The organism is Microbispora bryophytorum, assembly GCF_006874465.1.
Taxonomy (GTDB): Bacteria; Actinomycetota; Actinomycetes; order Streptosporangiales; family Streptosporangiaceae; genus Microbispora; species Microbispora bryophytorum.
In genome coordinates, this window is record NZ_VIRL01000007.1 from 255,168 (window position 1) to 280,313 (window position 25,146).

At 71.9% G+C, this 25,146-nt stretch carries 22 protein-coding genes; 13 read left to right on the forward strand and 9 right to left on the reverse strand.

The window, feature by feature from the left end; translation table 11 throughout:
- Window positions 1-85 precede the first annotated feature (85 nt).
- Entirely contained in the window at window positions 86-937 is an 852-nt protein-coding gene (locus tag FLX07_RS16360) for a helix-turn-helix transcriptional regulator (RefSeq protein ID WP_142571624.1), read from the reverse strand.
- A gap of 85 nt (window positions 938-1,022) precedes the next feature.
- Here FLX07_RS16360 and FLX07_RS16365 point away from each other — a divergent pair, with 85 nt between their 5' ends.
- Window positions 1,023-1,832, forward strand: coding sequence for an SDR family NAD(P)-dependent oxidoreductase (locus tag FLX07_RS16365; RefSeq protein ID WP_142571625.1), 810 nt, complete (start codon window positions 1,023-1,025; stop codon window positions 1,830-1,832).
- Window positions 1,833-1,997: 165 nt separating this feature from the next.
- On the opposite strand, the gene FLX07_RS16370 is transcribed toward FLX07_RS16365, so the two are convergent.
- Window positions 1,998-2,738 (reverse strand): methyltransferase domain-containing protein, encoded by a 741-nt coding sequence (locus FLX07_RS16370; RefSeq protein ID WP_142571626.1) that lies wholly within the window; start codon window positions 2,736-2,738, stop codon window positions 1,998-2,000.
- A 28-nt stretch (window positions 2,739-2,766) separates the two neighbouring features.
- Between FLX07_RS16370 and FLX07_RS16375 the strand changes: the two genes are divergently transcribed.
- Complete coding sequence (locus FLX07_RS16375) at window positions 2,767-3,195, forward strand: MerR family transcriptional regulator (RefSeq protein WP_142571627.1); 429 nt, start codon at window positions 2,767-2,769, stop codon at window positions 3,193-3,195.
- Between the two features lie 101 nt (window positions 3,196-3,296).
- On the opposite strand, the gene FLX07_RS16380 is transcribed toward FLX07_RS16375, so the two are convergent.
- Window positions 3,297-4,202 (reverse strand): MerR family transcriptional regulator, encoded by a 906-nt coding sequence (locus tag FLX07_RS16380; RefSeq protein WP_142571628.1) that lies wholly within the window; start codon window positions 4,200-4,202, stop codon window positions 3,297-3,299.
- A 117-nt stretch (window positions 4,203-4,319) separates the two neighbouring features.
- On the opposite strand from FLX07_RS16380, the gene FLX07_RS16385 reads away from it, so the two are divergent.
- From FLX07_RS16385 to FLX07_RS16435, 11 genes are all read left to right on the forward strand, one after another.
- Window positions 4,320-5,141 carry an SAM-dependent methyltransferase gene (locus FLX07_RS16385; protein WP_142571629.1) on the forward strand — a complete coding sequence of 274 codons (822 nt, stop codon included), beginning with the start codon at window positions 4,320-4,322 and terminating at the stop codon, window positions 5,139-5,141.
- Window positions 5,142-5,255: 114 nt separating this feature from the next.
- Window positions 5,256-5,693, forward strand: a complete 438-nt coding sequence (locus FLX07_RS16390) for an ester cyclase (RefSeq protein WP_142571630.1) — start codon at window positions 5,256-5,258, stop codon at window positions 5,691-5,693.
- A gap of 17 nt (window positions 5,694-5,710) precedes the next feature.
- Window positions 5,711-6,607, forward strand: coding sequence for a LysR family transcriptional regulator (locus FLX07_RS16395; protein ID WP_142571631.1), 897 nt, complete (start codon window positions 5,711-5,713; stop codon window positions 6,605-6,607).
- Window positions 6,608-7,164: 557 nt separating this feature from the next.
- Window positions 7,165-7,614 carry a DoxX family protein gene (locus FLX07_RS16400; RefSeq protein ID WP_142571632.1) on the forward strand — a complete coding sequence of 150 codons (450 nt, stop codon included), beginning with the start codon at window positions 7,165-7,167 and terminating at the stop codon, window positions 7,612-7,614.
- A gap of 195 nt (window positions 7,615-7,809) precedes the next feature.
- Window positions 7,810-8,346 carry an RNA polymerase sigma factor gene (locus tag FLX07_RS16405; RefSeq protein ID WP_142571633.1) on the forward strand — a complete coding sequence of 179 codons (537 nt, stop codon included), beginning with the start codon at window positions 7,810-7,812 and terminating at the stop codon, window positions 8,344-8,346.
- The gene (locus FLX07_RS16410) at window positions 8,343-8,849 is read left to right on the forward strand and encodes a hypothetical protein (protein ID WP_142571634.1); all 507 of its coding nucleotides are present in this window, start codon (window positions 8,343-8,345) and stop codon (window positions 8,847-8,849) included. The genes FLX07_RS16405 and FLX07_RS16410 overlap by 4 nt, the downstream gene beginning before the upstream one ends.
- A gap of 348 nt (window positions 8,850-9,197) precedes the next feature.
- Window positions 9,198-11,702 carry a glycoside hydrolase family 9 protein gene (locus FLX07_RS16415; RefSeq protein ID WP_142571635.1) on the forward strand — a complete coding sequence of 835 codons (2,505 nt, stop codon included), beginning with the start codon at window positions 9,198-9,200 and terminating at the stop codon, window positions 11,700-11,702.
- A 13-nt stretch (window positions 11,703-11,715) separates the two neighbouring features.
- Entirely contained in the window at window positions 11,716-14,478 is a 2,763-nt protein-coding gene (locus FLX07_RS16420; RefSeq protein WP_167748264.1) for a glycoside hydrolase family 9 protein, read from the forward strand.
- A gap of 64 nt (window positions 14,479-14,542) precedes the next feature.
- The gene (locus tag FLX07_RS16425) at window positions 14,543-16,015 is read left to right on the forward strand and encodes a cellulose binding domain-containing protein (protein WP_167748265.1); all 1,473 of its coding nucleotides are present in this window, start codon (window positions 14,543-14,545) and stop codon (window positions 16,013-16,015) included.
- A 90-nt stretch (window positions 16,016-16,105) separates the two neighbouring features.
- Window positions 16,106-16,873 (forward strand): ribonuclease HII, encoded by a 768-nt coding sequence (locus FLX07_RS16430; protein ID WP_142571638.1) that lies wholly within the window; start codon window positions 16,106-16,108, stop codon window positions 16,871-16,873.
- Window positions 16,874-17,036: 163 nt separating this feature from the next.
- Entirely contained in the window at window positions 17,037-18,032 is a 996-nt protein-coding gene (locus tag FLX07_RS16435) for a hypothetical protein (RefSeq protein WP_142571639.1), read from the forward strand.
- A gap of 122 nt (window positions 18,033-18,154) precedes the next feature.
- On the opposite strand, the gene panD is transcribed toward FLX07_RS16435, so the two are convergent.
- The 6 genes from panD to glyA all read right to left on the reverse strand — a co-directional run bounded on the left by panD (window position 18,155) and on the right by glyA (window position 25,129).
- Complete coding sequence (gene panD, locus FLX07_RS16440; protein WP_142571640.1) at window positions 18,155-18,580, reverse strand: aspartate 1-decarboxylase; 426 nt, start codon at window positions 18,578-18,580, stop codon at window positions 18,155-18,157.
- Window positions 18,581-18,796: 216 nt separating this feature from the next.
- Complete coding sequence (locus tag FLX07_RS16445) at window positions 18,797-19,375, reverse strand: sarcosine oxidase subunit gamma (protein WP_208762235.1); 579 nt, start codon at window positions 19,373-19,375, stop codon at window positions 18,797-18,799.
- A 28-nt stretch (window positions 19,376-19,403) separates the two neighbouring features.
- Window positions 19,404-22,313, reverse strand: coding sequence for a 2Fe-2S iron-sulfur cluster-binding protein (locus tag FLX07_RS16450; RefSeq protein WP_189105005.1), 2,910 nt, complete (start codon window positions 22,311-22,313; stop codon window positions 19,404-19,406).
- Window positions 22,310-22,588, reverse strand: coding sequence for a sarcosine oxidase subunit delta (locus tag FLX07_RS37035; RefSeq protein WP_189105010.1), 279 nt, complete (start codon window positions 22,586-22,588; stop codon window positions 22,310-22,312). Before FLX07_RS37035 ends, FLX07_RS16450 begins: the two co-directional genes overlap by 4 nt.
- A gap of 16 nt (window positions 22,589-22,604) precedes the next feature.
- Window positions 22,605-23,867, reverse strand: coding sequence for a sarcosine oxidase subunit beta family protein (locus FLX07_RS16455; RefSeq protein WP_142571642.1), 1,263 nt, complete (start codon window positions 23,865-23,867; stop codon window positions 22,605-22,607).
- Window positions 23,864-25,129 carry a serine hydroxymethyltransferase gene (gene glyA / locus FLX07_RS16460; protein WP_142571693.1) on the reverse strand — a complete coding sequence of 422 codons (1,266 nt, stop codon included), beginning with the start codon at window positions 25,127-25,129 and terminating at the stop codon, window positions 23,864-23,866. Before glyA ends, FLX07_RS16455 begins: the two co-directional genes overlap by 4 nt.
- Window positions 25,130-25,146 lie beyond the last annotated feature (17 nt).

Here is a 25,146-nt window from a genome sequence, read left to right on the forward strand (position 1 = left end):
TGTGTCGAACAGGACGTCCCGCATCCTCCTCGTACGTGGCTTTGCCGCGCCGGATCCATCACCCATGCTTATGGATCACTTCGACCTACCGTGGGGTGTCCATGCGCTGGGTGCCGATGACCGACAGCAGCCGTAGCGCCTCGTCGGACGGCGAACCGGGGACCGCCGTGTAGATCACCATCTGCTGGTCGCGGTCGGCGATGTCGAGGGCATCGCAGTTGACGACGATCGGGCCGACCAGCGGGTGCTGGAAGGTCTTGCACAGCGTGGGCCCGGCCGCCACGTCGTGGGTGGCCCACAGCCGCGCGAACTCCGGGCTCTTCGCGAGGAGTTCGTCCACCAGCCCGGTCACCTCGGGTGCGTCGGGGTAGCGGGCGGCGGCCGCACGCAGGCGCCGGGCCGCGTGCCGGGCGAAGTCGTCGGCGTCGGAGACCCCGTACAACCGCCGTCCCTCGTGGTGCGGGCCGAGGAACACGCGGCGCACCAGGTTGCGGTCGCGCCGGGACACGGCCGAGAAGTCCTCCATGAGGGCGGCCGCCAACTCGTTCCAGGCGAGCACTTCGAGCGTCGCGGACGTCACGAACGCGGCGGCCTGCGGCAGCCGCGCCAGCAGGTCCAGGATGCTCTGCCGCACCTCACGCGAGGGCCCCGGCGGCGGGGCGGGCGGGGCGCCGGCGAGGTGATGGAGATGGGCGCGCTCGGCGTCCGACAGGCGCAGCGCCCGGGCGAGCCCGGCCAGCACCTCGCGCGACGGGCGCGGGCCGCGGGCCTGCTCCAGCCGCGTGTAGTACTCCGTCGAGATGAACGCCAGTTGCGCCACCTCCTCACGCCGCAGGCCCGGGGTGCGGCGCCTGGGCCCGGCGGGCAGTCCCACGTCGGCGGGGCTGATCCGCTCGCGCCTGCTGCGCAGGAAGTCGGCCAGTTCTCGTCGGTTCACACCTCCAGTGTGCGCGAGGCTCGGAGGCGATCCAGGTACTGCCGATGCCTGGATGGGCCGCGCGCACCGGGCCAGGCTCACTGCCATGGACAACACACTCACCACCGGCACATCCACCCCCGCCACGCCCGGCGCTCCGGGCCTGCTGACCGGCAAGGTCGCCTTCATCAGCGGAGCCGGACGCGGCATCGGGGCGGCGGCGGCGCGGCTGTTCGCCCGGGAGGGCGCCCGAGTGCTGCTCGCGGCCCGGACCGAGGCCGAGTTGAAGGCGGTGACCGAGGAGATCCGGGCGGCGGGCGGCACCGCCGAGCACGTGGTGTGCGACCTGGCCGACGCGTCGAGCGTGCGGGCCGCCGTGAGCCGCGCGGTGGACCTGTACGGCCGGCTCGACGTCGCCTTCAACAACGGGGCGACCGGCCAGCAGCCCGGCCCGATGGACCGGATGCCGGAGGACGAGTTCGACCGCGTCTACGCCGTGAATCTCAAGGGCGTCTGGCTGGCCATGGCCGCCGAGGTGGAGGCGATCCGGGCCACCGCGGGCACGGGCGCCATCGTCAACAACTCGTCCGTGGGCAGTTGGGGAGGCAACCCGGAGCTTCCGGCCTACGGTGCGATGAAGCGGGCGGTCAACAGCCTCACCGAGTCGGCCGCCGTCACCTACGGCCCCGAAGGCATCCGCGTCAACGGGATCGCTCCCGGCAACACGCTCACCGAGATGATCCGCGCCTGGGAGGCGGAGTCCCCGGGGCTCCAGGAGCGGCTCACGGCGCGGACGCCGCTTCGCCGCGGAGCCGACCCCGCCGAGATCGCCGAGGCCGCCGCCTGGCTGCTGAGCGACCGTGCCTCCTTCGTGACCGGCGCCGTCCTGCGGGTCGACGGCGGCGCCCGGGTCTGAGCCGGGGAGGATCTCCTCCCCCGCGAGGTCCGGGCCCGCCGCCCCGGCTACAAATGCCTCCGCCGGGGTCCCTCGTCTGGTCCCGCGCGGATTCATCAACTGTCCTTATGGACGCTCGCACTGGTAGCGCCGGACGCCGCCCCCGGCGGCAGGCGGGAAAGGCGCTCACGGGCGCCGCGCGGCGGCCAGGAACATGGGCACGGCGAGGAACAGCCTGTCCCGCCGCGCGCGGCCGGTCTGCTCCGCGATCCAGTCGTCGGCCTGGCACCTGGTGACCGCCCCCGCCGCGTACGCGCCCTCGGCCACGCCGGTGACCATCGGCAGGAGCGAACCGTCCGTGAAGACACCCGTGCGGACCTCGGCGGTGACGTCGGCGAAGCCCGCGTCGAGCAGGAGGGTGCGGTGACGGCGGGCCGCGTGCGGGCTGGGCACGGCGTCCGCCCTCGCCCGCACCATGACCCGGGTGAGAGCGGGGTCGTCCGAGTCGATCACGAACGTGTCCCAGTCCTGCCCCATTAGGACGATCCGCCCGCCCGGGGCGAGCACCCGCCACGCCTCGGCCGCCGCCCGCGCCGGATCGGCCAGGGCGTGGTAGACCTTGTCGGCCCGATAACCGGCCAGCTCGCCGTCCCCGAACGGCAGGTCGCAGGCGTCCGACCGGCGGAACTCCAGGCCCGGGTGCCGCGACCGGGCGACCTCGATCACCTGCCCGTCCACGTCCAGGCCGATCGGTCGCGCGCCCAGGGCAGCCATCTCCGCGACGGCCAGTCCGGCGCCGCAGCCCACGTCCACCACACGGCTCCCGGCGGCCAGGCCGAGAAGTTCGTACGAGCGGGCGCGCAGCGCCGCCTGGCCCGGATGCCTGTCCACACGGTCGAGAAGGGCGATGAGGGATTGGTTCGACATGGGGGACAGCGTCCGACTTAATGTCGGCATGAAGTCAAGCGCGACCATCGGCATCGGCGAGGCGGCCGCCCGGTTCGGCCTTGCGACGCACGTCCTGCGGCATTGGGAGTCGGTGGGGCTGCTGACGCCCTCCCGGGTCGCGGGCGACCGGCGCCGTTACGGCCCCGACGACCTCTTCCGGGTGGCCGTGATACTGCGGGCGAAGGAGGCCGGGCTCGGGCTCGACGAGATCCGCGAGATGATCGCCACCCGCGCGGCGGTCGAGCGGCGGGAGATCCTCCGCCGGCGGCGGGCCGAGCTCCTGCGGCGCATCGAACAGGCCCGCGCGGCGCTGGAGGTGCTCGAGTGCGCGCTGGACTGCGACCACGACGACGTCACCGGCTGCGCGCACTTCCAGCAGGCCGTACGCGAACGGATCGGCCTGCCTGCGCCCGCGCCGATCGCCGGCGGCCGATGACGGGAACGGTCACCCGGCGGCAGCGCGGTCCTGCGGGCCCGGAGCCGTACGGAGGGTGATGACGATCTCGGCGATCGCGACCGATCCGTGCGACCCGGACGTCAGGGGTGGGCGCGAAGGGCGGCGAGGAGCCAGGCGAAGTCGTCCGCGTGGGACGGCTTCGGCTCCCTGCCGTTGATCACCGCCATGAGATGCCGGTAGCGCTCGGCCTCGGCGAACAGGCCGGCCTCCAGGCGTTCCCTGACCGCCGCCCGGCCGTCGGCGTCCATGTCGCCGAGCATGCGGCCGACGACCTCGGCGGCCTCGGGCGAGTCAGGGCGCACCCCGCTCTCCCGGGCCTGACCCACCTGCCAGACGACCTTCTTCGCGAACCACATGAAGGCACCCGGCGCCTGCCCCGCGCGGCCGCGCGTGTTGTGCTCCACCATGTCGCGCATGCGCCGCCGGAAGTCCGGGTCGCGCACGAGCTCGGCGAGCTCCACCCAGGCGTCCACCTGCTCGGGCGTGGGGTCGTCGGGCAGGCCGGCCTCGGTGTGCCGCTGCCGGTTCCTGAGCTCCGGATCGGCGTCCGGGCCGCCGAAGACCTCGTCCACGAAGCTCTCAATGACGCGCCGCCGTTGCTCGGCGGACAGCCGTGCCAGATCGTTCAACCGTTTCGTCTCCTCCGTGCCGGACCGCCGCCTCGCGACGGTGCTGAGCACCGCGCGCCGGATCCGCAGGGTGCGGATCTGCGCGTCCAGTGCGTCCACATGGACGGCGGCGACGTCGGCCAGGGTGACCTTCCGCTCCAGCACCCGCCGTACGTCGTCCAGGCCGAGACCGAGATCCCGCAGCGTCCTGATCAGCTCCAGCCTGGCCACGGCGCCGGCGTCGTAGAGCCGGTAGCCTCCCTCGCTCCGCTCCGCGGGAGGCAGCGCGCCGACGTCCGACCAGTACCGGATCGTGCGCACGGGCATCCCGGTGCGGCGGGAGAGCCATCCGATGGTGAACAGCCCCTCGTCGTCCATGGCACCGAGTCTGGTCTCTCCACCGGCTGGAGACTCAAGGGCGGAATCCCCCGGCTATGCCGCGGGTCCGAAAGTCTCTAATGTGGGGCACCGATCATGTGACGGCAGGAGGATCCGGTGAGCGAAGGCCCGGCGGACGGCCCCGGCGAGGAGAACCGTCCCAAGCTCGACACGAGCGTGCCGCACTCGGCACGCATCTGGAACTACTTCCTGGGGGGCAAGGACCACTTCACCGTCGACCGCGAACTCGGCGAGCAGATCCGGCAGGCATACCCCGGCATCGTCGACATCGCACGGCAGTCGCGGGGCTTCCTCGGCCGGGCGGTGCGGCACCTGGCGGGCGAGGTGGGCATCCGGCAGTTCCTCGACATCGGCACCGGCCTGCCGACCGCCGACAACACCCACCAGGTGGCGCAGCGGGTGGCGCCGGAGTCCCGGGTCGTGTACGTCGACAACGACCCCCTCGTCCTGGTGCACGCGAACGCCCTGCTGATCAGCAGCCCGCCGGGCGTGACCGACTACGTCGAGGCCGACGTACGCGAACCGGACGAGATCTTGAGCGCCGCGTCGAAGACGCTCGACTTCGGCGAGCCGGTGGCGCTCATGCTGCTCGGGATCATGGGCCAGGTGCTCGACGACGAGGACGCGTACGCGATCGTGCGCCGGCTCATGGCCGCTCTGCCCTCCGGCAGCCACCTGGTGTTCGAGGACGGCACGAAGGTCGTCCTCCCCGAGGCGGCCGACGAGGCGGAGCGCATCCGCGCCGAGGGCGGCGACCCCTACCGGTTGCGGACGCCCGGGCAGATCGCGCGCTTCTTCGACGGGCTCACGCTGCTGGAGCCGGGGGTGGTGTCGGTGTCGCGGTGGCGGCCCGACCCCAGCCAGTTCGGGGAGGCCTCCGAGGTCGACGCGCTGTGCGGGGTCGCCCGCAAGCACTGACCCCGGCACGCCCCGCACTGCGCCCCGCCACTGCGCGCCGCCACTGCGCGCCGTGCGCCGGCGTCTACCGCCCGTTGCCGCGGGTAGGAGTTCCAGCACGGGGACAGGAGGCGCATGACCGAGATCGGCGCGCTGCTCGACGCGCTCACGGACGCGATCAACTCCCAGGACGAGGAGCGGGTGCTTCGCTGCTTCTCCACGGGAGCGGTCTTCGTCACGCCCGCCGGGGTGCTGGAGGGCCACGAGCAGATCGGCTGGTACTTCCGGCAGCTCTTCACGGCGTTTCCCGACATCCACAACGAGCTCATCACGCGGGCCGTCCTCGACGACACCATCATCACGGAGTGGACGTTCAGAGCCACCCACACCGGGGTGTTGCTGCTGCCGGGCGGCACGGAGATCATGGGCACCGGCCGCCATGTGATCTTCGGGGCGGCGGGCGGCTACACGATCGGCGAGGACGGCGTGTTCGCCAGCGCGCGGGTCTACTACGACCAGTTGACGTTCTACCGTCAGACAGGCTGTGACCTGCGTCTGCGCAGGACCGCCTGATCTCCTCATACTGGAGCGTGGACTCCGGCCCGCCGCTGCGCGACATCGGCTGCTTCGCCCTCGTCGCCCGGCACCTCAGCTTCTCCCGCGCCGCCGCCGAACTGGGCGTCTCCCAGCCCGCCGCGAGCCAGGCCGTCGGCCGTCTCGAGCGCGCGCTCGGGGTCCGCCTGTTCGAGCGGACCAGCCGGGAGGTCCGTCTGTCTCCGGCCGGCAAGGCGCTGCTGCCGTACGCCGAGGCGTTGCTGGGGTCGGCGGCCGCCTTCTCGGCCGAGGCGAGGCGGCTCGCCGCGCCGGAGGGCGCCGATGTCCGCCTGGCCTATCCCCCGCCGGTCGGCGGCCTCGCGGCGCGGATCGCCCGCCGGATGGCGCGCCACGACCCCCCGGCCGAAGTGGAGCTGTGGCCGGCCGGCCGGACCGCCGCCGTCGCGGCCCTCGCCGCCGGCGAGGTGACGGCGGCCATCCTCGCGGCCCCGTTCCCGCGGGAGCTGACCACCGCCGCCCGTTTCCACGTGCCCGTCGGGCATCTGGCCGTGCCGGCCGGGGACCCGCTCGCCGGCCTGCCCCGCCTCCAGCCAGAACGGCTCGCGCGGCACCGCGTCCTGATGCCGCGCGAACGCCCGCCCGGCGGGATGTGGGCACGGCTCGCCGCCCGCGTCGGGCCGCACCTGCAGCACGTGGCGGCCGACGAGATCGACGACTTCGCCGCCGCGCTCGACCTGGTCGCGGCCGGCGTCGGCCTGCTGCCCACGCCCTCCCTGGTCGTCGCGTCCGTCCGCAGGGACGACATCGCCTTCGTCCCCCTGGACGCGGGCGACCTTCGCCTGACATACGCGCTCGCGTGGCAGGGCGAACGGCTGTCGGCCCGGTTGATGGCACTCGTGCGGACGGCGCAGGAGTGCCTCTGGACGAGGTAGCCCGCCGGTTCCCGGCGGTGATGCGAGAAAGTTTCATGCTGCCCGCCGGCGCGGGGCCGTCCGCGCCCGTGGAGAATCGGCAGGTGGCCAGGGTGGCGTCATGGATTTGCCGACAAGGTGTCGCCATTTCCTGACGGAGGATTACTTGAACTCTTGACTATGGATGCTTATGTGAGCATTCTTGGGGTTACACCGCCCTGCGCGTATTCGCCGTCGAATAAGCGAGGAGCGGCAGCCGTGGCCCATACCGGAACCGCCGAAGCCGCCAGCGACGATGCTGCCTATTTCGGGATTTGACCAGCGGTTCTGGGTCTTTTGCTCGCACATCCGCGCGGCTCAACGCCACCGGACGTCCAATTCGCCGACAATGTGAGCCACGGAACACAGGAAATAACGGCCGATTTACGTTGCCATGACTGCGAATAGGCGGCGGCCGGAGTTTCCCGTTTCCCTTCCGCCGGATCTCTGTATTCCGGCGCGTTCCCATCGGCCGGCCCGGATCACGTTCGCGCGCATGCGCGCGGCACGTCCGGCAGGCACGACAAGAAGGTGATCACATGAAAACGGACCAGATCAGGGGACCAGTCCTCTCGCTTTTCCGCATCGTGGCGGGGCTGCTGTTCGTCTGCCACGGTGCGGCGACGATCTTCGGCGTGCTGGGCGGCAACCGCGGCACCGGTCACGCCATGGCCTTCGGCACATGGCCGGGCTGGTGGGCGGCGGCCATCCAGCTGATCTTCGGGACGCTCGTCCTCGTCGGGCTGTTCACCCGCGTCAGCGCGCTGCTGTGCTCCGGCTCGATGGCGTACGCGTACTTCATGGTCCACATGCCGCAGGGCCTGTTCCCGATCCAGAACGGCGGCGAGGCGGCGGCGATGTTCTGCTGGTCGTTCTTCCTCATCACGGTTCTCGGGCCCGGCGCCTGGGCGCTGGACACGCTGATCCACCGGGCGCGGAACCACCAGGAGGAGGCCGAGACGTACGCGCCCGCGCCGGCACAGGCGTAGCCACACCGCGCCGCCGCCCGCAGGGCGTCTCGCGGCCGGACGTCACGGGCGTCCGGCCGCGAGGCAGGCGGGCCGCCCTCTCCGGCCCGATCACTCCCCGGCGGCCTCCGCCGCGCCGTCCCACCCCTGAGACTGTTGGAAGGCGTGAACCTGAGTGGTCCCCCGTCCGACTGTGCAGGAGGACGGGAGGACGAGATGACCGACGAGCTGCTGGTGGTGCGCGCCCAGCTGGGCGAGCGCGCGGCGCTGGCCGAGCTGGTGGCCCGCTGGCGGCTGCCCGTGTGGACGTACGTGCGGCGCATGCTCGACGCCGAGCGGGCCGATGACGTCACCCAGGAGATCTGGCTGGCCGTGATCCGCGGCCTGCCCCGGCTGCGGGAACCCGGCCGGTTCGCGCCCTGGCTGTTCACCATCGCGCGCCGATCGGTCACCGACCGTCTGCGCGGCCAGTACGCCAGGGAGCACGAGGCCGTGCACGAGGCCCTGGCGGCCGGTGACATGACCGTCGACGATCCCGTGGACGCCGCGGTGGACCGCGCCGAGCTGGTGAGCCTCCTGTCGGGCCTGCCCATGCCGGAGCGGGAGATCCTCGTCCTGTTCTACCTGCAGGACCTCTCGGTGGAGGACTGCGCGCAGATCTGCGAGATCCCCACCGGGACGGTCAAGTCGCGGCTCAACCGCGCACGTCGCCTGTTGCGCGCGCATCTGGAGGAGAAGGGATACCGGCCATGACCGAGGAGCCGCGGCTGTCGGCACGGGAGATGATCGAGCGGCTCGAACCGGCGCTGTCGCGCGCCAGGCGCGTCCGGGCGGTGGTGTCGTTGCTGTCCGGGCTGTCCGGCACGGCGTTCATGATCGCCCTGTGGACAGGCGAGCCCGGCCCGCTCCCCAGCCGTACGCAGGTGGTGTTCGCCCTGCTCATCGTTGCCTGTCTGGCCTGGGCGGGCTACGGCGGATGGCTGCTCATGCGCAGAGTGCCGCTGTTCGCCACCGATCGCGTGATCGCCGCATGGATCGCTCTGGCCGCTTCGCTCGCCACCACCGCCGCCCTCGCCACGATGGCGGTGCGGCGGGGCACCGGCCTCGCCCCCGTACTGGGGGTCGGAGGGCTGTTCGTGGCGGCCGCACTGGTGCTGACCGTGCTGACCCACACCCGCCGGGCGGCGCTGCTGCGCCGGGCACGAGAGCTCAGGCGGACGCATCCGGCGTCCCGCACGCACACGTCCGGGAACTGACCCGGCGAGACGGAAAGGCGCTGGAGATGGCACACAATCCGAAACTCATCCGCCGCCGGTTCGGCAGTAGGGCGCTGCTCGCGGTGACCCTGGTCGTCGCCGGAGTTCTCCTCGTGGGTGTGCTCATGCTGCTGCTGTGAACGCCGCGCGGAACTGAAAGTTTCAGCTCGCGGCGTGCCCTCGGCCGCGCTGACCTGGACGTACCGCTCCGTGACCGGAGCGTGCTTGGATCGCGCCACCTCGCGTACGCACGATCCGGGCGGGAGGTCTGCACGAGATCGTCCCGCCCGTTCCCGGGGCGGCCCCGCGCGGCGGGGCCGGCCCGTCGTCCTTTCCGAGGGGCACGTGATGCGACTACCGCGACGACTGCTGAGCGCGAGCACGGCGACCGCACTGGCCGGCGCCCTGCTGGCCGTCACCTCGACCTCCGCCCCCGTCGCGGCCGCCTCCTTCAACTACGGGGAGGCGCTGCAGAAGTCGTTCCTGTTCTACGAGGCGCAGGAGTCGGGACACCTCCCGTCCACCAACCGGGTGACCTGGCGGGCCGACTCGACGGTCAACGACGGCAAGTCCGCCGGGGTGGACCTGTCGGGCGGCTTCTACGACGCGGGCGACCACGTGAAGTTCGGCTTCCCGATGGCGGCCATGACCACGACGCTGGCCTGGGGCGGCGCGGACTACCGGGCGTCCTACGAGCGCTCGGGCCAGCTGCCGTACCTGCTGAACACGCTCCGGCAGTCGAACGACTACTTCATCAACGCCCACCCCGAGCCGAACGTCCTGTACGTCCAGGTCGGCGACGGCGGCGAGGACCACTCCTACTGGGGGGCGCCGGAGACCGTCGAGGCCAAGGGCCACAAGCGGCCGGTCTACAAGATCACCGCGTCGTGCCCGGGCACCGACGTCGCCGCCGAGACCGCCGCCGCGATGGCCGCCTCGTCCATCGTCTTCCGGCCGACCGACCCGTCGTACGCCGACACGCTACTCACCCACGCCAGGCAGCTGTTCACGTTCGCCGACTCGACCAAGGGGACGAACGGCCGCGACACGGCGTACGTGAACTGCGTCAGCGCCGCCCAGGGGTTCTACAACTCCACGGGCGAGGGCGGGCAGGTCGAGGGCGCCACGAAGATGTACTGGGACGAGCTGGCCTGGGCCTCCGTCTGGCTCTACCGGGCCACCGGCACCGCGAGCTACCTCGACCGGGCGCGCGAGTTCTACCCGAAGATGGGCAGCCAGGAGGACCCGGGCAGCAACGGGCAGCAGGTGCCGGTCTTCAACTTCGGCTTCGGCTGGAACGACAAGCAGTACGCCGTCTACGAGCAGATGGCCGAGCTGACCGGCGAGCAGACCTACAAGAACGACGTCCAGCGCTACCTCGACTACTGGACGGTCGGATACAAGGGCAAGAAGGGCACGGTCACGCCCGGCGGCCTCGCCTACATCTTCTACTGGGCCTCGCTGCGCATGGCCGCCAACACCGCCTTCGTCGCGATGAGGTACGCCGACTTCCTCGGCTCCGGCGACTCGCTCTACGCGCGCTACCACGACTTCGGCAAACGACAGGTCGACTACGCGCTCGGCGACAATCCCCGCCACTCCAGCTACATGATCGGGTTCGGGACGAACCCGCCGCGCAACCCGCACCACCGCGGCGCGCACGGCTCCTGGACCAACGCCGGTCCCGACGGCGAGCCCACCGTCAGCAGGCACGTCCTCTACGGCGCCCTCGTGGGCGGCCCGGACGGCGCCGACGCCTACACCGACAGCCGCGGCGACTACGTGAAGAACGAGGTCGCACTCGACTTCAACTCCGGAATCACCAGCTCGCTCGCCGTCCTCTACGGCGAGTACGGCGGCTCGCCCCTGGCCACGCTGCCGCGCGAGACCCCCGACGGCCCGGAGTTCTATCTGGAGCCGACCATCACCCACACGAGCCGGGAGACGGCGGCCAAGACGTTCGTCATCAACAAGTCGGCCTGGCCGGCGACCGTGCTCGACAAGGCGAAGTTCCGCTACTACTTCACCCTGGACGGCTCGACCACGGCGAGCCAGGTCACGGTGAGCACGTCCTACACGCAGTGCAAGCAGCCGACCGGGCCGCACCTGCTGGAGGGCCGCACCTACTACGCCGAGGTCGACTGCACCGGGACGCTCATCTTCCCCGGCGGCCAGTCGGAGTTCCGCCGCGAGGTGCAGCTGCGCATCGGCGTGGCCGACGGCGCGACGTGGGACCCGTCCAACGACTGGTCGGCCAAGGGCGCGGACCACATGACCCTGTACGGCAACGACGGCCGCCTCATCTGGGGCACGTCACCCGGCGCCGAGCCCTCGCCCAGCCCCAGCGTCTCCCCGTCCGCGTCGCCGTCGCCATCACCCAGCCCGTCGCCGTCGCCGTCCGCGTCACCCTCGCCGTCGCCGTCGCCCAGCCCGTCGGCTTCGCCTTCGCCCAGCCCATCGCCGTCCCCCTCGCCGTCCCCCAGACCCTCGCCCAGCCCGTCCCCCTCGCCGAGTCCGTCGCCGTCGCCCTCGGCCGGCGCCGGCTGCACGGTGACGTACGCGCCCAACGACTGGGGCGGCGGGTTCACCGCGACCGTCACGATCGCCAACACCGGCACCACCGCGATCAACGGCTGGACCCTGAAGTTCGCCTTCTCCGGCAACCAGAAGATCAGCCCGCCCGGCTGGTCGGCCACCTGGACCCAGACCGGAGCCAACGTGACGGCCGCCGGCTTCGACTGGAACAGGACCATCAACCCCGGACAGTCCGTCCAGATCGGCTTCCAGGGCACCTACAGCGGCGCCAACCCCAGCCCGGCCGCCTTCACCCTCAACGGCACCACCTGCTCCTGAGATGAGGCCCCCGATGAGACTCCTGTCCCTGGGCGGGGTGGCCGCAGTGCTGGCCGCCCTGCTCGTCCCGGGCCCGGCGCCCGCTCAAGCGGCGAGCTCGTACAACTACACCGAGGCTCTGCAGAAGTCGATCTACTTCTACGAGGCGCAGCAGTCCGGTAAGAAGCCCGCCTGGAACCGGGTGGAGTGGCGCGGCGACCGCACGCTGAACGACGGAAAGTCCGCCGGAGTGGACCTGTCCGGCGGCTGGTACGACGCGGGCGACCACGTCAAGTTCGGCTTCCCGATGGCGTTCACCACGACCATGCTGGCCTGGGGGCTGGTCGAGAACCGCACCGGCTACGGCACCCAGCTCACGCCCATGCTGAACAACCTCAAGTGGGCCACCGACTACCTGATCGCCGCCCATCCCGAGCCGGAGACGTTGTACGTCCAGGTGGGCGACGGCAGCGTGGACCACGCGTACTGGGGTCCGCCCGAGGTGATCGACATCAAGGGCATGGCGCGGCCGGTCTACAAGATCACCCCGTCGTGCAAGGGCACCGACGTCGTCGCCGAGACGGCCGCCGCGATGGCGGCCTCCTCGATGGCCTTCCGCGCGGCCGATCCGTCGTACGCGGACACGCTGCTGACCCACGCCAGGCAACTGTTCACGTTCGCCGACACGACCAAGGGCTCCAACGGTCAGGACACGGCGTACACGAGTTGCGTGCCAGGCATCTCCGGCTACTACAACTCGACCTGGGAGGGCGGCTCCGACCACCCGGGCGCGACCAAGATGTACTGGGACGAGCTGGCCTGGGCGGCCGTGTGGCTCTACCGGGCCACCGGCACCGGGAGTTACCTGGACAAGGCCCGCGAGTTCTACCCGAAGATGGGCAGCGAGCCCGACGTGGGCCAGGGCGCGGGCGGGACCATGGTGCCCGCCTACACCTTCGGCCTCGGCTGGAACGACAAGCAGTACGGCGTCTACGCCCTGATGGCCGCGCTGACGGGCGAGCAGACGTACAAGGACGACGTCCAGCGCTACCTCGACTACTGGACGGTCGGATACAAGGGCAAGAAGGGACCGGTCACCCCCGGCGGCCTGGCGTACGTCTTCAACTGGGCGTCGCTGCGCATGGCGCTGAACACCGCCTGGGTGGCCCTCGTCTACGCCGACCACCTCGGGCCCGATGACCCGCTCTACGCCCGCTATCACGACTTCGCCAAGCGGCAGGTCGACTACGCCCTCGGGGACAATCCCCGCCACTCCAGCTACATGGTCGGCTTCGGGACCAACCCGCCCACACACGTCCACCACCGCGCGGCCAGCGGACAGTATCTCGGCTACATGAGCGACACCGCCGGCCCGAACCTGCACGTCCTGTACGGCGCGCTCGCCGGCGGCCCGGACCAGACCGACGCCTACACCGACAGCCGTACGGACTACGTCCGCAACGAGGTCGCCATCGACTACAACTCCGGCATCACCAACGTGCTCGCGCGGTTCGCCGAGGAGTACGGCGGGACACCGGTGGCGGGCTTCCCCGCCCCCGAGGAGAAGTACGAGGAGATCCGCGCCGAGATCGGCAACGTCTACACCGGCGTGGACGGCACCTCCATGACCGTCACCATCACCAACACGTCGAACTGGCCGCCGCGCGTCCTCCAGTCGGGCAAGGCGCGTTACTACTTCACGCTCGACGGCTCCACCTCGATCTCCCAGGTGAAGGTGACCGGCGGCGACAGCAACGGCTGCGCGGTCAGCGGGCCGTCGTCCGCCGGGGACCGCACCTACTACGCGGAGGTGGACTGCACCGGCAAGCCGATCTACCCCGGCGACGCCCAGCTTTACAAGCGGGGCACGCAGCTGCGGATCTCGGTGCCGAACGGCGCGACCTGGGACCCGTCCAACGACTGGTCGGCGTCGGCGGCGTCGCACGTGCCGGTGTACGACGGGAACACGCTGGTGTGGGGCACGCCGCCCGGCGGCACGCCCAGCCCGTCCCCGTCCCCGTCGCCTTCTCCGTCCCCGTCCCCCTCGCGATCGCCGTCGCCCTCGCCTTCGCCGTCGTCTTCGGTGGACACCACGCCGCCGAGCGCGCCCACCGGGCTGTGGGTCTGCGGGGCGGACTTCGTCAACGCCGTCCCGATGTGCTGGACGGCCTCGACCGACGACACCGGGGTCACCGGCTACGACGTCTACATGAAGCAGGGCTCCGGCTTCGTCAAGATCGGCTCGTCCACGTCCACGCTGTACGTCGCGGACAAGCTGGTGGCCGGGACCAGCTACTCGTTCTACGTCGTGGCCCGGGACGCGGCCGGCAACACCAGCCAGCCCTCGGCCACGCTCACCGCGACCGCCCAGTCGGGCCTGCCCACTCCTTCGCCCAGCCCGTCCCGCTCGCCCAGCCCCTCTCCGTCTCCGTCTCCGTCTCCGTCTCCTTCGCCCAGCCCGTCTCCGTCTCCGTCGGCCGGTGGCGGGTGCAAGGTGACCTACGGGACCAGTGACTGGGGCGGCGGCTTCACCGCGACCGTAACCATCGCCAACACCGGCACCACCGCGATCAACGGCTGGACCCTGAAGTTCGCCTTCCCCGGCACCCAGACGATCACGCCGCCCGGCTGGTCGGCCACCTGGACCCAGTCCGGAGCCAACGTCACCGCCACCAGCCTCGACTGGAACAAGGCCATCAACGCCGGCCAGTCCATCCAGATCGGCTTCAACGGCGCCTACACCGGCAGCAACCCCAAACCCACCGCCTTCACCCTCAACGGCACCACCTGCTCCTGATCCCGCCGACGGCCCGGCGCGTCCCCCGATGCGCCGGGCCGCCCCAATCGGAAAGGTGAACCACATGCCCGTCAAGGGTCTCCGTCCGGTCGCAGTGATCCTTGGCGCCGGCCTCGCGCTCGCCGCGTCCGCCGCGCCTGCCGCGGGCACCACATACACCAGGGACACCACGGACACCACCCCGCCCAGCGCGCCCGGAACGCTGTTCCACTGCCCGCTGCCCGGCGCGCCCGGGTCGGGCCTCGGCGTCGGCGTGTCGCTGTGCTGGGGCGCCGCTACCGACGACGTCGGGGTGACCGGCTACGACGTCCAGATCAAGCAGGACGGCGTCTTCACGGCCGTCCGTACGACGACCGGCACGGGCTCCATCGTCAGCGACCTCACCCTTGGGCAGTTGTACACGTTCCGGGTCATCGCCAGGGACGCGGCCGGGAACGCCGGCCCGCCGTCCAACGAGGTGACGCAGGCCGCGAACTATCTCAGCGGCATGTCGCCGTCCGCTCCCCCGCCCAGCCCGTCGCCGATCGACCGGACCCCACCCACCCGTCCGGAGGGGCCGGGGCCGTACAGCGTCTACATCAACGGAGCGGCGGGCCTGACCTGGACCCGCTCCACCGACAACGTGGCGGTCTCCGGCTACGACGTGTACGCCTGGATCGACGGCGCCTTCAGCAAGGTGCCGGCCCAGGTCTCCGCGCTGGCCGACGACAAGGTCCTCGCGATCGTGGGCGACCTCACCCCCGGACGCGACTACCTGTTCTACGTGGTGGCGAAGGACGCCGCGGGCAACCTCAGCGCGCCCTCCGACCTGGTCCGCCAGCGGGCCATGGTCGAACCCCCCGGCGCCAGCCCGAGCCCCGGGACCGACACCACTCCGCCCGGCACCCCGACCGGGATGGCGTCCGTGAGCGGGATGTCCATTCCCGGCGGAGTCTTCCTCGCCTGGTACGGCGTCAGCGACGACAGCGGGGTCCCGCCCAAGTACGACCTCTTCCGGCGGACCGACCACGGCTACGCCTACGAGGGCGAGAACGGCCTCCCCCGCGACATCGTCTCCGGCCTGGAAGGCGGCCAGTCGTACACCTTCCAGGTCGTCGCCCGCGACGCCGCCGGCAACCTGAGCAACCCCTCCGCGCCGTACACCGCCGTCGCGCAGCCCAACGCAACGTCCTCACCCAGCCCGTCGCCGTCCCCCAGCCCGTCGTCGTCCCCGTCCTCCGATATCGCGTGCAAGGTCACGTACGCGCCCACCACCTGGGGCGGCGGGTTCACCGCCACTGTCACGATCACCAACACCGGCACCGCGGCCATCGCCGGATGGAAGCTCGGCTTCAGCTTCCCGCTCGCATCGCAGCGGGTCACCAACGGATGGTCGGCCGTCTGGACCCAATCCGGCGCCGCTGTCACGGCCGAGAACTACGAATGGAACAAGACGCTCAAGCCGGGTCAGTCGCTGTACCTCGGCTTCAACGGCGCCTACACCGGCGCAAACCCCACGCCCGCCGCCTTCACCCTCAACGGCACTACCTGCTCCTGAGGCAGGGTGCGGGTGGGGCACCGGGCAACTATTCGTGCTCTGTGACGGAAGCGGCCAGGAAGGGCTCGCCGGGCCTGGGAAGATACGGGGATGACCGACGCCCTGCCCGGACTTGAGCCCGGCGCCCAATCCCCCACGGCACCCGCGACATCCCCGCGGAGAGCGGCCGGATACGAGATCGAGGACGAGCTGCGCGCCGCGGGGGCGGTCCACATCGCGGGCGTGGACGAGGTCGGCCGCGGCGCGTGGGCGGGCCCGGTGGTGGTCTGCGCGGCCGTCACCGCCTTCGGCCCGCCGCCCGAGCTGCCGGGACGCGGGGAGCGCACGGTCCGGCTGACCGACTCCAAGCTGCTCGGTCCGGCCCAGCGGGAGGCGTTCGCGGCGGTCCTGCCGGATTGGGTCACCTGCCACGCGTACGGCGCGGCCGGACCGGAGGAGATCGACGAGGTCGGCATGACCGAGGCGCTGCGCCGGGCCGCGTCCCGCGCGCTGGAGGCCCTGCCGCTGCGGCCCGACGTGGTGCTCCTCGACGGCGCGCACGACTTCCTCGGCCGGCCGTGGCGGGTGCGGTGCGAGGTCAAGGCCGACCAGCGGTCGGTGTCGGTGGCCGCCGCGTCGGTGCTGGCCAAGGTCCACCGCGACCGCATGATGGCGGAGCTCGGCGAGGCGCACCCGGCGTACGGCTTCGCCGCCAACGCGGGCTACCCCTCCCCCGTTCACCAGCAGGCGCTGGCGGAGACGGGCCCGACCCCGCATCACCGGCTCTCGTGGTCGTATCTCGACGACCTCCCCCGGTGGCGGCACCTGCGCAAACACCGCGACCCCCTCGCCGGCTCCGGTCAGATGACCCTCCTCTGACCGGCCTCGCCCCCGGCCCGACCCAGCCTCGACCCCGGCGTCGAGCAGGCCTGGCGGCAGTAGGCGAGGGTTCCTACGGGCTCGACGTCCAGATCGGGCCCAGCGCGTCGTAGCGTGGCGCGTCCCGCCTCTTTGTCAGAGGGGCCCGATAAGTTCTGGCGGCATGGCTCGAACGACGCCGCCACACCCTGTCGACATTGCTGCTGTCTTCCCAGAGATCGCCCCGCTCGCCAGGACGGCCACACGCCTTCATCCGCGCCCTGGAACCCCAGGCCTGTACGACAGTTCGATCGGCGGCCCTCTGCTCTGGCCCTTCGACGAGCCCTGGCCGACGTGTGGCGATTCCCACGAGGACGCCGGGGGCTACTTCACCCGTCTCGACACCGAGCGGCGCCGAAGGCGCATCCTTTCTGCGGCTTGGGGACGGACACGCAAGGGCGAGCGGCTCGCCATCACACCTGAGGAACAGGCCGAACTCGACGGTCTCGACGAGGACTACGCCGACCCCGACACGCCTGCCACCATGCTGGGCGTCGCCCAGCTCTTCATGCGGGATGTGCCCGGCCTGGCAGGACCCGCCGGGGCTGACGTTCTCCAGATCCTGTGGTGTCCGCGCGACCACGAGCCCCACTACTCGCCCTCGCTGATGCTGCGCTGGCGGCGTTCGTCCGACGTGACCGACGTGCTTACCGACCAGCCCGAGCCCGAAGTGATGGAGTACGACACGTATCTGCCCGTGCCCTGCGTTCTGCATCCCGAGCAGGTCGTCGAGTACCCCTACAAGGCCTTCCTGCCCAGTGATCTGAAAAAGCGGATCAGGCTATGGGAGGAGGCCAGCGGGCATCGCTACTTCTACGATTTGTCCATCGCCGATGGCTGGAAGGTGGGCGGTTACGCGGCCTGGAACCTCACCGACCCCTACCCGATGCTCTGTGACGACTGCGGGGCCGACATGGACATGCTCGTGAAGATCGACGGCAGCGAGTGGGACGGGACTGAGCGCTGGCGGCCGTTGGAGGACGCCGGGCCCGAGAACGAGTTCCACGAACATCCGAACCGGTGGGAGCCGACGGGAATCACGATCGGCCGCGGGTATGCACTATGGATATTCACCTGCCCGGTCTCGTTCGACCATCCACATGGCGTGAGCATGCAATAACGGATCCGCGCGACCTGATGTTGCACTGCTTGGGTATCGCTGCCGCGCCTGGGTGCGGGTGGCGCGGCGGCGAAGTTCTCAGCGGGCCGGCGGTTCGGGTGAAGTGGCCGCCGGCGGGCGGGTCAGGGACGGGCGGGCGGAGCGAGGTCGCCGGGGACCAGGCCCATGCCGTCGGGTACGGCGGCGGGGTCGGAACCGACGTGCAGCGGCCTGTTGTCCTTGTCGACGAAGACGACGCGGGGCTTGAGCGCCTTGACCTCCTCCTCGGCGACCAGCGCGTACGCGATGATGATCACAAGGTCGCCGACCGAGATGAGCCGGGCGGCGGCGCCGTTGATGCCGATGACGCCGGAGCCCGCCGGGCCCTCGATCACGTAGGTGGACAGGCGGTTGCCGTTGTCGATGTCGACGATGTCGACCTTCTCACCTTCGACGAGGTCGGCCTCGGCCATCAGGTCCGCGTCGATCGTCACCGAGCCGACGTAGTGCAGATCGGCCTGCGTGACGGTCGCGCGGTGGATCTTCGACTTCATCAGCGTGCGGAACATGATCTCCCACCGGGGTACGGACGGCCCTCCTCACGAGCGTCCTCGATGGTACGTCACGGTCAGAAATGCCCGATCGTCGGCCTTCCACGACGGCGCGCGCCGGCCCGGCGAGGCCCGGCAAGGTGCGACGGCGGGCGGCGGCGGGCGGCGAGGTGCGACGGCAGGCGACAACGGGCGGCGGGGTGCGGCGGCGGGCGGATGCTCGTGAGCAGCCGCCTATCCGCCGGCCACGTACTCGACGGACGCGTCGAGCAGCCACTCCGCGACGTACGCCGCGAAAGACGAGCGCACCAGCAGGCGGAAGCCGTCCGCACCGGCGACCAGGACGACTCCCGCCCTGGCCAGCATGGTCTGGGCGACCCGGCCCGGGCCGAACACGCGAGGGTGCAGGTCCAGCGCGCAGCCGTGGGCCAGCACGTCCCGCGCGCGGTCCCCGGCGACCACCAGGGTGGTGCGCTGGGCCGACACGTCGACGACCGAGACGTGCTCGCCGTCCGCCGCCTCGGTAAGCCGCTCCACAAGCCCCGGGGCGGCGCCGTCGGGACCGACCACCAGCCACTCGTCGGGCCCGAGCCACAGCACCTCGAGGTCACCGCCGCCCGCCGCGGTGCCGGGCTCCACCGGCAGCGGCACGCCGATCGCCGTCCCGATGCGCTCCGCCGCCGGGCTCTTGGGGTCCACCCGCAGGTTGATCTGGGTCAGGAACGGGATCTCGGCCAGGCGCAGGCCGCCGCCCGCGCTCGCCGCCTCGAACCTGGCCGCGAACGCCGCGGCCGGGCTCCTGCGCTCAGCCATCGACGCAGCCACCGACGCAGCCACCGAATCAGCCATCGCGACGCGCTCCTTCCGGGTCGTACAGGACGTGGGAGGTCACGGTGACGGGCACCAGGTCCGCCCCGACCGGTGCGTACAGCCGCTCGCCGACCCGCTCGCGCCCGCCGCTCACCAGCGCGAGCGCGAACGTACGGCCCAGCGCGGCGCTGCGGTAGCTGGAGGTGACGAAGCCGAGCGTGGGCACCGGCGGCTCGGGCAGCGCCGAGGTCTCCACAAGGTGGGCGCCCTCGGGCAGCAGCACGCCGGGGTCCTCCGGCAGGAGGCCGACCAGGTGTTTGCGATCGGGCCGGGAGGTGTCCGCTCGGGCGAAGGACCGCTTGCCGACGAAGTCGGCCTTCTTCTTCGAGACGATCCACTCCATGCCGAGGTCCTGCGGAGTGACCGTGCCGTCGGTGTCCTGGCCGACGATCGGGAACCCCTTCTCGGCGCGCAGCACGTGCATGGTCTCGGTGCCGTACGGCGTGACCTCGCCGGAGGCCATGACCGCCTCCCACAGGGCGAGCCCGGACCAGGAGGACACGTTGATTTCGTAGGCCAGCTCGCCGGAGAAGCTGATCCGGCAGACCCGCGCCTCGATCCCGGCCACCTCGGCGTCCCGCCACGTCATGAACGGGAAGCTGTCGTTGTCCACCGCGAGGCCGGGCGCGAGCCGCGCCAGCACCTCGCGGGAACGCGGCCCGACGAGCGCCACGGTCGCCCACTGCTCGGTGACCGAGGTGCAGCAGACCCGCAGGTCCGGCCACTCGGTCTGCAGCCACTCCTCCATCCAGTCGAGCACCGCCGCCGCGTTGCCGGTGGTCGTGGTGACGAGGAAGCGGTCGTCCGCCAGGCGGATGACGGTGCCGTCGTCGAAGACCATGCCGTCGGGGCGGCACATCACGCCATAGCGGATGGACCCGACCTTGAGGGTGCTCATCATGTTCGTGTAGAGCCGGTCGAGGAGCACGGCCGCGTCGGGCCCGACCACGTCGATCTTCCCGAGCGTGGAGGCGTCCATCGCGGCCACGTCCTCGCGTGCCGCCCGGCACTCGCGCAGCACGGCGGCCTCCATGTCCTCACCCGGGTCCTCACCCGGGCCCTCGCCCCGCCGGGGGTAGTACCAGGGCCGCTTCCACTGTCCGACGTTCTCGAACAGCGCCCCGCGCGCCACGTGCCACTCGTGCATGGCGGTGACGCGCACCGGGTCGTGCAGCGGTCCCCGGTCGCGGCCCGCCAGCGCGGCGAACGAGACCGGCGTGTACGGCGCGCGGAACGTCGTGGTGCCCAGCTCGGCGACGTCGACGCCGAGCGCGTGCGCCACGACGCCGCCGGTCAGCAGGCCGGACGTCTTGCCCTGGTCGTGGGCCGTGCCGGCGGTGGTGTAGCGCTTGACGTGCTCGACCGAGGTGAGCCCCGCGCCCACCGCGCGCAGCACCTCTCCCACTGTGACGTCCCGCTGCAGGTCCACGAAGTGCGTGCCGTAGTCGCCGCCGTCTCCTGGGGCCTCGACTAGCCACAGGTGCTCGGCGGGCGCGGCGGCCGGCTCCTCCCCGGCGGACGGCACGGCTGTCCCGGACGGCACAGCTGGTCCGGCCGGCACGGCGAACCCGGCGGCGGCCAGCGCGCGGCGGCCCGCCTCGGCGCCGTCCTCCAGGCAGGCCCGCAGCGTACGGACGCCCCTGGCGAACCCCGCCGCCTCCACCGCCTGACGCGTCTCGCCGGGCGTGAAGGCGCCCAGCTCCTCGTCGTACCGCAGCGTGCCCCCGGCCTGGCTGAACAGGTGCACCACCGGCGTCCAGCCGCCGGACACGAGCAGCAGGTCGGCGGGGATCTCCCGCGCCTGGCCACCCTCTCGCGAAGCGACCTCGACCGAGGAGACCTCGCCCTCGCCCTTCGCCGCGGTGACCACGTGGCCGGTCAGGACCTCGAGGCCGCGCTCGGCGCAGCGCGCCGCCCACGCCTCGCCGGGAGCCTGCCTCACGTCGGCGATCGCGGCGATCTCCACCCCCGCGTCGGCGAGGTCGAGCGCCGCGGCGTACGCGCTGTCGTTGGTGGTGAACACCACCGCCCGGCGCCCGGGCAGGACGCGGTAGTGGTTCGCGTACGTGCGGGCCGCGCCGGCCAGCATCACCCCGGGCAGGTCGTTCCCGGCGAAGGCGACGAACCGCTCGTGCCCGCCGGTCGCCAGCACCACGCGCCCGGCCCGGATCCGCCACACGCGCTCGCGCGCCACGTCGGCGGGGGCCGCGGCGCCCAGGTGGTTCGTCCGGCGCTCGACCGCGATGACGTGGTTGTCGTCGTAGTGACCGAGGACCGTGGTGCGGCGCAGCACGCGCACCTCCGGCAGGGCCGCCAGCGCGGCGACCTCCTCGGCCGCCCACTCGCGGCCCGGCCTGCCGTCGAGCGTCTCGGCCGTGCCGAGCAGGCTGCCGCCCGGCTCGGGCCGCTCGTCGGCGAGGATCACCCGGGCCCCGGCCCGCGCGGCGACGCCCGCGGCGGCGATGCCGGCCGGTCCCGCGCCGACCACGAGCACGTCGCAGTGCGCGTGCACGGCGTCGTAGCGTGCCGGGTCGGGCCGGTCGGCCAGCCTGCCCTGTCCCGGCAGGCCCGTGGCGACCAGGCCGTCGTACAGCTCGACGGTCGTCGCCTGGAGCATGGGCTCGGGGAAGGGCTCCTCGATCTGGACGAGCGCGTTCGGCTCCTCGCTGCCCGCCGCGTACACGCCGCGCGGGCGGCCGAGCCTGATGCTGCTCGCCACCGCGCGCACGCCGTTGGCGAGCAGCGCCGAGGCCAGCGTGTCGCCCTCCAGGCCCTCGTACTCCCGGCCGTCGAACCGGAAGCGCAGCACTCGCCCGCTCGCTCCCTCACGACGGTGCGGTTGTGCGGCGGCCCCGCCGGTTCGCTCGCTACGCTCGCTCATGCGATCACCGGCCGCGGCTCGCCCGCCCGGTAGACGGCGTGGATCTCGTTGGTGGCGGTGTCACGCACGGCGTTGAACCAGCGGCGGCAACCGGCGGTGTGGCTCCACCGCTCCGCGAACAGGCCCTCGGGATTGTCGCGGAAGAACAGGTAGCGGGCCCACTCCTCGTCGGAGAGGGCGGCCGGGTCCTCCGGATAGGCGACGTGAGCCTGCCCCCCGTAGTGGAACTCGGCCTCGTCCCGCGGCCCGCACCACGGGCAGGCGATCAGCAGCATTGGCACTCCGAGACAATCAGTGGGCGACGGCGGCGGCGCCGTGCTCGTCGACGAGCTTGCCGGTGGTGAACCGGTCGAGCGAGAAGGGGGCGTTGAGGGGGTGCGGCTCGCCGGTGGCCACGGTGTGGGCGTAGCACCAGCCGACGCCCGGGGTGGCCTTGAACCCTCCGGTGCCCCAGCCGCAGTTGACGTACAGGTCCTCGACGGGGGTGAGTCCGACGACGGGCGAGGCGTCGGGGGTGACGTCCACCACGCCGCCCCAGGTCCGCAGCACGTGCGCCCGGGCGAAGACGGGGAACAGCTCCAGCGCGGCCGACATCTGCCGCTCGATGATGTGGAAGGCGCCGCGCCGGCGGTAGGAGTTGGCCGCGTCGATGCCCGCGCCCATGACCAGTTCGCCCTTGTGCGCCTGGCTCACGTAGACGTGGACCGCGTTGGACATGACCACGGTGGGGTGCACCGGCTCCAGCAGCTCCGACACCAGCGCCTGCAGCGGGTGGCTCTGCAGCGGCAGCGACACCCCCGCGTACCCGGCGACGACCGAGGAGTGCCCGGCGGCGGCGAGCGCGACCTTCCCGGCCGCGATCGGGCCGCGGGTGGTCTGGACGCCGGTCACCCGGCCGTCGCGCACGTCGAGGCCGGTCACCTCACAGTGCTCGATCATGTCGACCCCGAGGTCGGCCGCCGCCTTCGCGAAGCCCCAGGCCACGTAGTCGTGCTTGGCGATACCGGCCCGGGGCTGGTAGGTGCCGCCGAGCACCGGGTAGCGCACGTCGGGCGAGACATCGACGATCGGGCAGACCTCCTTGACCTGCTCCGGCGTCAGCCACTCGGCGTCCACGCCGTTGAGCCGGTTGGCGTTGACCCGGCGCACGCTGTCACGCACGTCCTGCAGGCTGTGCGCCAGGTTGAGCACGCCGCGCTGGCTGAACAGCAGCGGGTAGCCGAGGTCCTCCTCCAGCCCCTCCCAGAGCTTCAGCGCGTGCTCGTAGATGCCCGCGCTCTCGTCCCACAGGTAGTTGGACCGGATGATCGTGGTGTTGCGGGCCATGTTCCCGCCCGCGAGCCAGCCGCGCTCCAGCACCGCGACGTCGGTGATCCCGTGGTTCTTGGCCAGGTAGTAGGCCGTGGCCAGGCCGTGGCCGCCGCCGCCGACGATCACCACGTCGTACGCGCGCTTCGGCTCGGCCGAGCGCCACAGCCGGTCGGGGTGGTCGGGCAGGTCGGCTCCCGGAGTCCTGCGCCCTTGGGTTTCGGGGCTCGGAGTTCCGGGGCTCATCGGGCCTCCCCGTTCAGGCCGGGGTAGAGCGGGTGCTTGGCGGCGAGGGCCTCGACCCGGGCGCGCAGCGCCGTCAGGTCCGCGCCGGGACGCAGCACCTGGGCGATCACGTCGGAGACCTCCTCGAACTCGGGGCGGGCGAAGCCCCGGGTGGCCAGGGCCGGGGTGCCGATCCGCAGCCCCGAGGTGACCATCGGGGGCCGGGGGTCGAACGGCACCGCGTTGCGGTTGACCGTGATCCCGGCCTCGTGGAGCCGGTCCTCGGCCTGACGGCCGTCCAGCTCGGATTCGCGCAGGTCCACCAGCACCAGGTGGACGTCCGTCCCGCCGGACAGCACCCGTACGCCCGCCTCGGCGGCGTCGGGGGCGAGCAGCCGGTCGGCGAGGATCCGCGCGCCCTCCAGCGTGCGGCGCTGCCGGTCGCGGAACCACTCACCCGCCGCGATCTTGAACGCGACGGCCTTCGCCGCGATGACGTGCTCCAGCGGGCCGCCCTGCTGACCGGGGAACACCGACGAGTTGATCTTCTTGGCGAGGTCCCCGGTGGACAGGATCACGCCGCCCCTGGGCCCGCCGAGTGTCTTGTGGGTGGTCGTGGTGACGACGTGCGCGTGCGGGACCGGCGACGGGTGCAGCCCCGCCGCGACCAGCCCGGCGAAGTGCGCCATGTCGACCATGAGGTAGGCCCCGACCTCATCGGCGATCCGCCGGAAGGCGGCGAAGTCGAGGTGCCGGGGGTAGGCCGACCATCCTGCGATGATCAGCTTGGGCCGGTGCTCGCGGGCGAGCCGCTCGACCTCCTCCATGTCCACGAGGCTGTCGCTCTCGCGGACGTGGTAGGCCACGACGTTGTAGAGCCGGCCGGAGAAGTTGATCCGCATGCCGTGGGTGAGGTGGCCGCCGTGCGCGAGGTCAAGGCCGAGGATCGTGTCGCCCGGCTCCAGCAGCGCGGACATGGCCGCCGCGTTGGCCTGCGCTCCCGAGTGGGGCTGCACGTTGGCGGCCTCCGCGCCGAACAACGCCTTCACCCGGTCGATCGCCAGCTGCTCGATCACGTCGACGTGCTCGCAGCCGCCGTAGTAGCGCCTGCCCGGGTAGCCCTCGGCGTACTTGTTCGTCAGGACCGACCCCTGGGCCTGCATGACCGAGACGGGCGCGAAGTTCTCCGACGCGATCATCTCCAGCGTGGACCGCTGGCGTTCCGTCTCCGCGCCGATCGCCGCCGCGACCTCCGGGTCGGCCTCGGCGAGCGGCACGTCCATCACCGAATCGTTCACTT

Bases quoted from the DNA above. Each gene is read 5' to 3' on its own strand.
- FLX07_RS16370 (WP_142571626.1), bottom strand. From the start codon at position 2,738: ATGTCGAACCAATCCCTCATCGCCCTTCTCGACCGTGTGGACAGGCAT.
- FLX07_RS16425 (WP_167748265.1), top strand. From the start codon at position 14,543: ATGCCCGTCAAGGGTCTCCGTCCGGTCGCAGTGATCCTTGGCGCCGGC.
- FLX07_RS16450 (WP_189105005.1), bottom strand. From the start codon at position 22,313: ATGAGCGAGCGTAGCGAGCGAACCGGCGGGGCCGCCGCACAACCGCAC.
- FLX07_RS16430 (WP_142571638.1), top strand. From the start codon at position 16,106: ATGACCGACGCCCTGCCCGGACTTGAGCCCGGCGCCCAATCCCCCACG.
- FLX07_RS16390 (WP_142571630.1), top strand. From the start codon at position 5,256: ATGACCGAGATCGGCGCGCTGCTCGACGCGCTCACGGACGCGATCAAC.
- FLX07_RS16380 (WP_142571628.1), bottom strand. From the start codon at position 4,202: ATGGACGACGAGGGGCTGTTCACCATCGGATGGCTCTCCCGCCGCACC.
- FLX07_RS16455 (WP_142571642.1), bottom strand. From the start codon at position 23,867: ATGAGCCCCGGAACTCCGAGCCCCGAAACCCAAGGGCGCAGGACTCCG.
- FLX07_RS16420 (WP_167748264.1), top strand. From the start codon at position 11,716: ATGAGACTCCTGTCCCTGGGCGGGGTGGCCGCAGTGCTGGCCGCCCTG.
- FLX07_RS37035 (WP_189105010.1), bottom strand. From the start codon at position 22,588: ATGCTGCTGATCGCCTGCCCGTGGTGCGGGCCGCGGGACGAGGCCGAG.
- FLX07_RS16375 (WP_142571627.1), top strand. From the start codon at position 2,767: ATGAAGTCAAGCGCGACCATCGGCATCGGCGAGGCGGCCGCCCGGTTC.
- FLX07_RS16445 (WP_208762235.1), bottom strand. From the start codon at position 19,375: ATGGCTGAGCGCAGGAGCCCGGCCGCGGCGTTCGCGGCCAGGTTCGAG.
- FLX07_RS16400 (WP_142571632.1), top strand. From the start codon at position 7,165: ATGAAAACGGACCAGATCAGGGGACCAGTCCTCTCGCTTTTCCGCATC.
- FLX07_RS16365 (WP_142571625.1), top strand. From the start codon at position 1,023: ATGGACAACACACTCACCACCGGCACATCCACCCCCGCCACGCCCGGC.
- FLX07_RS16435 (WP_142571639.1), top strand. From the start codon at position 17,037: ATGGCTCGAACGACGCCGCCACACCCTGTCGACATTGCTGCTGTCTTC.
- FLX07_RS16410 (WP_142571634.1), top strand. From the start codon at position 8,343: ATGACCGAGGAGCCGCGGCTGTCGGCACGGGAGATGATCGAGCGGCTC.
- panD (WP_142571640.1), bottom strand. From the start codon at position 18,580: ATGTTCCGCACGCTGATGAAGTCGAAGATCCACCGCGCGACCGTCACG.
- FLX07_RS16415 (WP_142571635.1), top strand. From the start codon at position 9,198: ATGCGACTACCGCGACGACTGCTGAGCGCGAGCACGGCGACCGCACTG.
- FLX07_RS16405 (WP_142571633.1), top strand. From the start codon at position 7,810: ATGACCGACGAGCTGCTGGTGGTGCGCGCCCAGCTGGGCGAGCGCGCG.
- glyA (WP_142571693.1), bottom strand. From the start codon at position 25,129: ATGGACGTGCCGCTCGCCGAGGCCGACCCGGAGGTCGCGGCGGCGATC.